This is a genomic window from Thioclava sp. UBA3469 (assembly GCF_002378135.1).
Classification (GTDB): Bacteria; Pseudomonadota; Alphaproteobacteria; order Rhodobacterales; family Rhodobacteraceae; genus Thioclava; species Thioclava sediminum.
On the sequence record NZ_DFRG01000220.1, the window covers coordinates 1 to 6,741 of the forward strand.

The 6,741-nt window shown below is 63.8% G+C and carries 9 protein-coding genes; all 9 read right to left on the reverse strand.

Features of this window, described 5'->3' with window-relative positions; translation table 11 throughout:
- A partial coding sequence (gene hybE / locus B3D39_RS16165) for a [NiFe]-hydrogenase assembly chaperone HybE (protein ID WP_286789880.1) occupies nt 1–383 on the reverse strand: 383 nt, incomplete at its 3' end.
- Nucleotides 380–1,210: a hydrogenase expression/formation protein gene (locus B3D39_RS16170; RefSeq protein WP_274961498.1), complete on the reverse strand. Its 831-nt coding sequence runs from the start codon at nt 1,208–1,210 to the stop codon at nt 380–382. The genes hybE and B3D39_RS16170, both read right to left, overlap by 4 nt.
- 4 nt (nt 1,211–1,214) lie before the next feature.
- Nucleotides 1,215–1,631: a hydrogenase accessory protein gene (locus B3D39_RS16175; protein WP_274961499.1), complete on the reverse strand. Its 417-nt coding sequence runs from the start codon at nt 1,629–1,631 to the stop codon at nt 1,215–1,217.
- Nucleotides 1,632–1,641: 10 nt separating this feature from the next.
- On the reverse strand, nt 1,642–1,962 hold the full coding sequence (locus B3D39_RS16180; protein ID WP_038145386.1) for a HypC/HybG/HupF family hydrogenase formation chaperone: 321 nt from the start codon (nt 1,960–1,962) through the stop codon (nt 1,642–1,644).
- The gene (locus B3D39_RS16185; RefSeq protein WP_274961500.1) at nt 1,962–2,594 is read right to left on the reverse strand and encodes a HyaD/HybD family hydrogenase maturation endopeptidase; all 633 of its coding nucleotides are present in this window, start codon (nt 2,592–2,594) and stop codon (nt 1,962–1,964) included. Before B3D39_RS16185 ends, B3D39_RS16180 begins: the two co-directional genes overlap by 1 nt.
- A 320-nt stretch (nt 2,595–2,914) precedes the next feature.
- Complete coding sequence (cybH, locus tag B3D39_RS16190) at nt 2,915–3,691, reverse strand: Ni/Fe-hydrogenase, b-type cytochrome subunit (protein WP_038145390.1); 777 nt, start codon at nt 3,689–3,691, stop codon at nt 2,915–2,917.
- 5 nt (nt 3,692–3,696) lie between these two features.
- A complete protein-coding gene (locus tag B3D39_RS16195; protein ID WP_274961501.1) occupies nt 3,697–3,882 on the reverse strand; it encodes a hypothetical protein in 186 nt (61 codons plus the stop codon).
- Between the two features lie 14 nt (nt 3,883–3,896).
- Nucleotides 3,897–5,693 (reverse strand): nickel-dependent hydrogenase large subunit, encoded by a 1,797-nt coding sequence (locus B3D39_RS16200; protein ID WP_038145393.1) that lies wholly within the window; start codon nt 5,691–5,693, stop codon nt 3,897–3,899.
- A gap of 3 nt (nt 5,694–5,696) precedes the next feature.
- Nucleotides 5,697–6,741 (reverse strand): hydrogenase small subunit (locus tag B3D39_RS16205; protein WP_286789881.1); only part of this gene is annotated, 1,045 nt, incomplete at its 5' end.

Here is a 6,741-nt window from a genome sequence, read left to right on the forward strand (position 1 = left end):
CCGCGCCCCTCGTGCGAGACGAAGCCCACCGGCTCGACCGAGAGCGCCTTGTTCACCAAGGGCACGTCGCGCATCTTCGAATGCCAGACCTCGCGGAAATCGGCCGTGAGCTTGGCCACCTGTTCCTCGATCCGGCGCGCCTCCAGCATCGCGGGCGCGCCTGGATCGGTCTGCACCATGAACTGCTCTTTCGGCGCGTCGCAATTGGGGCAATGCCAGTCCTCGGGCAGCATTGAGAACGGCGTGCCGGGCAAGACCTGGCGGAAATCGTCGCCCTCCGCCGGATCGTAAGGCGTCCAGCAGATCTTGCATTCCATGATTGCCTGATCGGAAATCCGGTCATTGGCGCCCATGTAGCTTCCCTCGAACCCCGCAACGCTCATCGGATCGCCTCCAGCACTTCGACGATCCGCTCGGCGGAGTCGACGAGGTCCTCTTTCGCGGCGATCGCCACCTCGGGCATCGTGGTCACTTCGAACGTGTCGAGGATCAGCGTGTCCATCGAGTTGAAGAACTGCACACGCCAGACATGGGGCAGCGCGGTCGCGGTGACGCGGCAATTGCCGTAGCCACGCGACAGGATCGTCACCGCGCCTTCGCCCGCCGCCGCATCGAGCCAGACGAGGTCTTCCTCGGTATGGGGCAGCAGGGTCAGGTTCACCACATGCGGCTCGCCGCCCATGAAGCTGCCCGATTTATCCTCCAGTTCGGCCATCAGCGCCGGGGCGTTCACAACGCCCGGACCGCGCGGATGGGTCTTGCCTTCGGCTTTACGGAACGGCTCGAAGGCGCGGCTCAACGCCGCCGAGGGGACCGGACCGACCTCGATCTTGTCGACACCCGCGCCCGCGATCATCCAGACGCCCGCGAAGACCGACTCCTGCACCGCCAGCGCCGGGATACCGCGGATCTTCATCGCGACCTCGCCCTGCCCCATCGTCTCCGCGATGAGCGCGCGGTTCTCGGCATCGAGATGGCTCAGATCGAAGCTCGCCATGCCGCCTTGCGCCGCCGCCTCGCAGGCCTTCGCCACATCGGCCAGCGTCTTGAGCGCGGGGGTGACGCTGGACGGGTCGTCGATGTCAGGCATATGCGCAGAGTAGGTGCGCATGCCGGAGGGCAGCTTCATATATTCGAGCTGCGCATCCTCGTCTTCGGGTTGCGAGCCGGGACCGAAGCCCATGGGCGGAAGGTGGAAATTGGAAACCATCGTCTCAGCCTTTCGCGGTCAGGATATGGGAGGTGCGGGCGACGTAATCGTCCCAGTCGCGGATCTTCTCGATCGCGCCGAGATACGCGCCCTCACGGTAGAACAGGAAACCCGGGGCTTTCAGCGCGCGGGTCTGCTGGCGCAACTCGGTCTCGATCGCATCGCTCACCACGGCGCAGTCGAAGGCGTGCTGGAAGGCCATGCGGATTTCCGGCAGCACCACGGCGGCGTCGGGGGTCTCGAGGTTGCGCTTGGCGTCGCCCGGAATGAACAGGCAATGCGCCCCGGGACGCGCGGTGAACTCGGCCACATCGGACATGTTCGCCAGAAGCGGATAGCCCATCTCGTCGATCAGGCGGGTCACCAGCGGGTGCATCGCGCCCGAGGGCGCAGCCGTATCGGGCATTGCGAAATCGTGCATGTGTCTCTCCTCAGGCAGTCGTTTTGCCGGCATCGCGCGCGGCTTGCAGATGGGGCGGCAGTTGCGGCTCGCGAGCGTCGAGATCGGCGAAAGCATCGCCGAGATCGCCGCCCTGCATCAGGGCCCGCAGCCCGCCAAGCGCGGCCGCGATCTTAGTCGCCTCGTCCTCGGTGATCACCTCGCGAGAAGCCCCGAGAAAGGCCAGAAGCCAGTCGCCGGGCTTGGCGTCGGGCGTCAGCGACAGGTCGATGATGCCGGGCTGCCCCTCTTCGAGAACCTCGCCGCGGATGCCATCGACCGCCACCAGTTGAACCGGGATTCCGACGCACATCAGGCACGGACCTTCTCGGCGCCGGGGAAGAAGCGGTGATCGCCCATCCGGCAGGCCTCGCCCTCGGTCGGGCGGCCCCCTTCGTACGCGCCACGACGGATCGAGGCATCGGCAAGGTCATCGGCCTGCGTCACGCCTGCCGCGACCGAAATACCCCAGCGCGCCAGTTCGGCTTCGCATTCGCGGATCGCGGGCTCGATCTGGGCGGCGACCGCAGGGCGCAGACCGCCACCGTAATCCTCCAGCTCGACCGGCTGGCAGCCGATCAGCGTCAGCTTCGCCGGGCAGCGGTTCATCAGCTGCGCCGTGGCGATCACGTCCTGAAAGCCGGTCTGGTGCAGGCTCATCTTCTTGGCGCCCATGAAGGCGGGGACGTCCTCGTCGCGCAGCACCCGCATCTCGCCCGGCTCCAGCCCGAAATCGATCGCATCGAAGACGATCAGCGCATCGGCCTCTTCGAGAAACGGCAGCAGATACAAGCCCTGCGTGCCGCCATCCAAGAGCTTGACGTTCTCCGGCACGGCGCGGGTCTCGGCCATGACCTCGACGCAGCGCACGCCGAAGCCCTCATCCGCCCAAAGAACGTTCCCGATACCCAGAACGAGCACCCGGTCCGGCGCAAAATCCGACATGATTTCCTCCCTCTCCCCGAGGCGGCAAGCGCGTTGCCATCCTCGCCTCGAACCGACAATAGGCTTTGCAGCGGGGCAGGTTTCACGGAAATCGCACGAAACTGCGACAATCTGTCTAGCCTTTGTTTCTACGAGATTTTCCCTGGAAATGCGCCGCTATCGAACTCGCCAAAGTGGAAACTATATTTCCACTCATGTAGGAATTTCGCAATAAATCCTTTCACCGGCAGCGCAACGCTGGAAACAGCTCGAATCCGCGCCTCAATGCAGAACGGGCGCGGATTGACCCGCGCCCGTTCGCCCTACCACCGCACGAACCGTTACTCGATACGATCGTCCTTAAACGTCCGGTGGCCGGAGATCATCGTGGAGACCATCGACTGACGGCTCATGATGTCTTCGCGGATCGCCGCGTAGATGTGCACGATCATGAAGATCACGATGGCCCACATTCCCAGATGGTGCAGCGTGTGCAGCCTCTGGGAGTTCTGCACGAGGCCCAGCACCCAGCCCATCAGCGTATCGGGTAAAGAGCCCTGCCCCGCACCTTCCGCATAGAGCGCCCAGCCGGTGATCAGCATGAAGGTGATCCCGAGCGTCATGAAAAAGAACATCGCAAGCTGTGCCAGCGGGTTGTGGCCGACGTATTTCTTCGGCGTCTTTTCGAGGAACGCATACCAGCGCAGCTCGTGCCCCAGCTCTTTCCACCAGCGCTTGCGCCAGACCGGCACGTAGAACAGCTGGCGGGCGTGGTGATTGCCCACGAAGGCCCAGTAGATGCGCCCAAAGAAGATCACCGTCAGGACCTGCGCCGCCGCGAAATGGCCGAAGCGGATATAGCCCATGACGAATTGCTCGGTCGCCTCGCCGATCTGCAGCGACGGCAGGGGCGCACCGATCAGGAAGCCGGTCACGATCAGCACCGTGATCATCAGCGCGTTGAGCCAGTGCCAGAGGCGCACGGGCGCCTCGTAGACATAGACGGAGGTCCGGCGGCGGATCGAGTCGAGATCTTCCTCGGTCGCGTCGCCAGTCAGGCGGGAGGCCTCGAAGGCCCCTGTCGCCTTGGGGTTTGGCGTGTGGATCGTGTCCTCCATCGCCCTTACTCCTTGCGGACGCGCTTGACGGCACGGGCGATCTCGACGGCCACATAGGCCAGGGCGATCGCGCCGGCCGCCATCGCGACATGGGCGATGGTGTGACCCTCGGCCCCCGGCGCCACCGCGTGGCCCGGATGGGCCAGCGCAGGACCTGCGATCACGCTAAATGCGAGTGCGAGTTTCTTCATGATTTCCTCCTCCCTCAGCGCACCTTGACGGTGGTGAGCTCTTCGCCGTCGGGCGACATCACATGGGTCGAACAGGCAAGGCACGGATCGAAGCTGTGCAGGGTGCGCAGGATTTCGACCGGCTCTTCGGGACGCTCCACCTTGGTGTTCATCAGCGACGCCTCGAAGGCACCGATATTGCCCTGCGTGTCACGGGGCGAACCGTTCCAGGTGGTGGGCACGACGCATTGGTAGTTCTCGATGCGCCCGTCCTTGATCTTGACCCAATGCCCCAGCGCGCCGCGCGGCGCCTCGGTCATGCCGACGCCCTTGGCCTCTTTCGGCCAGCTCGACGGATCCCATTTCTCGACATTGGCGGTGCTTTCGTCGCCATTCTTGATGTTGGTCATCATCTTGTCGAAGAAGTGCCGCTGCAGACGCGAGCAATACTCGGATTCCAGCGCCCGCGCCGCGGTCCGGCCCAGCGTCGAGAAGACCGCATTAAACGGCAGGTCCATCTTGCGCAGCAGACCATCGACCTGGTTCTTGATGTCCTCGTGACCCTTGGCGTAGCCCACGACGTAACGCGCGAGCGGACCGACCTCCATCGCGTGCCCCTTCCAGCGCGGGGCCTTGATCCAGCTGTATTTCGCAGCCTCGTCAAGCTCGATGATATTGGTCCGCGTGCCTTTTGCGTTCGGCCCGAGCTCGTATTGCGGCTCGGTCACGCCATCCCACGGGTGCAGGCCCTTTCCGGGCTCGCCATAGGTGTACCAGGAGTGATCGACGAATTCCTGAACCTGCTCGGGATCGCGCGGATCGACGTCATGCACCTCGTTGAGATTGCCGTTGATGATCGCGCCACGCGGCAGGTGAAGCTGCTCGGGCGAGAAGTCGTTCGGGTTCTCCGGGATGTCGCCATAGGCGAGGCAGGCCTGCGACGAGAGACCACCGCCATAGAGCCAGTTCTTGTAGAAGCCGCCGATCGCGATCACGTCGGGGATATAGACGTTCTCGTTGAACTCCTGGCACTTGTCGATGATCGACGACACGAGATTCAGCCGCTCCATGTTGATCGCACCGACCGAGCCGACGCCGTCGATATTGATCGGGCACGGCACGCCGCCCACCAGCCAGTTCGGGTGCGGGTTCTTGCCCCCGAAGATGGTGTGAACCTTCACGATCTCCTTCTGAAGATCGAGCGCCTCCAGATAGTGCGTCGTCGCCATCAGATCCGCTTCCGGCGGCAGCAGATAGGCCGGATTGTCCCAGTAGCCGTTTTTGAACAGCCCGAGCTGCCCGCTTTCGACGAATTTCTTGAGACGGTTCTGCACGTCCCGGAAATAGCCTGGGGAGGAGAGCGGATGGCTCGGGCTGACCTTCTGCTGCAGCTCCGAAGTCGCCTTCGGGTCCGCGCGCAGAGCGTTGACCGGATTGACCCAATCGAGCGCGTGCAGGTGATAGAAATGCACGATGTGGTCATGGATCTGCAGCGCGAGCTGCATCATGTTCCGGATCGAATTCGCATTGTCGGGGATCTGGATCCCCAGCGCATCTTCCACCGCACGGACCGAGGTCAGCGCGTGGGTGCCGGTGCAGACGCCACAGATCCGCTCGGTGAAGGCCCAAGCGTCGCGCGGATCGCGGCCCTTCAGGATCACCTCGAGCCCGCGCCACATCGTGCCGGTCGAGACCGCGTTGGTGATCATGTTGTTTTCGTCCACATTCACTTCGCAGCGCATGTGACCTTCGATCCGGGTCACCGGGTCGACGACGACCCGCTTGCCCGAATTGTCCATCGTGTAGCCGTTCGGCGTGTTGAGAACCGACATGGATTACGCCTCCTCGTTCTTCTTCTGGGCGCGTTTGAGCGCGGAGACGGCAGCGTGAACTGCCACCGCACCGCCGACGACGGCCGCCGTGGTGCCGCCGACCACATCGGCATTCGCTTCGATCCCGAATTGCTTGATGTTGGTGAGCCGGTCGTAGAAGGAGCCCTGATCCCAGAACCCGTCCTCGGAGCAGCCGATACAGCCGTGACCCGACTGGATCGGGAAGCTGACACCCTCGTTCCAGCGCACGGTCGAGCACGCGTTGTAGGTGGTCGGCCCTTTGCAGCCCATCTTGTAGAGGCAATAGCCCTTGCGCGCGTTCTCGTCGTCCCACGTCTCGACGAACTGACCGGCGTCGAAATGCGGACGGCGGTAGCACTTGTCGTGGATGCGCTGCGAATAGAACATCTGCGGCCGGCCCTGACGGTCCAGCTCGGGCATCCGGTCGAAGGTCAGCATGTAGGTAATCACGCCGGTCATCACCTCGGCGATGGGCGGGCAGCCCGGCACCTTGATGATCGGCTTGTCGGTGATGACCTTGTGCACCGGGGTGGCGCGCGTGGGGTTCGGGGCGGCAGCCTGCACGCAGCCATAGGAGGCGCAGGCGCCCCAGGAGATAATGGCTTTCGCATGCTCGGCAGCGTGGCGGAGTTGATCCACGAAGGGCTTGCCGCCCACGATGCAGTACATCCCGTCTTCGTTGAGCGGCGGATTGCCCTCCACGGCGAGGATGTAATTCCCTTTGTACTTGTCGATCGTGTCCTGCAGCGCGGCTTCCGCCTGCGCGCCCGCCGCCGCCATCAGCGTGTCGTCATAGTCGAGCGAGATCATCGAGAGCACGACATCCTTGGCCAGCGGGTGGGCCGAGCGGATGAAGCTTTCCGAACAACAGGTACATTCGAGCCCGTGCACCCAGATCACCGGGGTGCGCGGCTTGGTTTCCATCGCATGGGCGATCTTGGGCACATAGGCCGGACCGAGACCCAGCGCCGCCGCCGTCAGCGAGCAATATTTCATGAAGCTGCGGCGGGTAATCCCCTGCCGACGC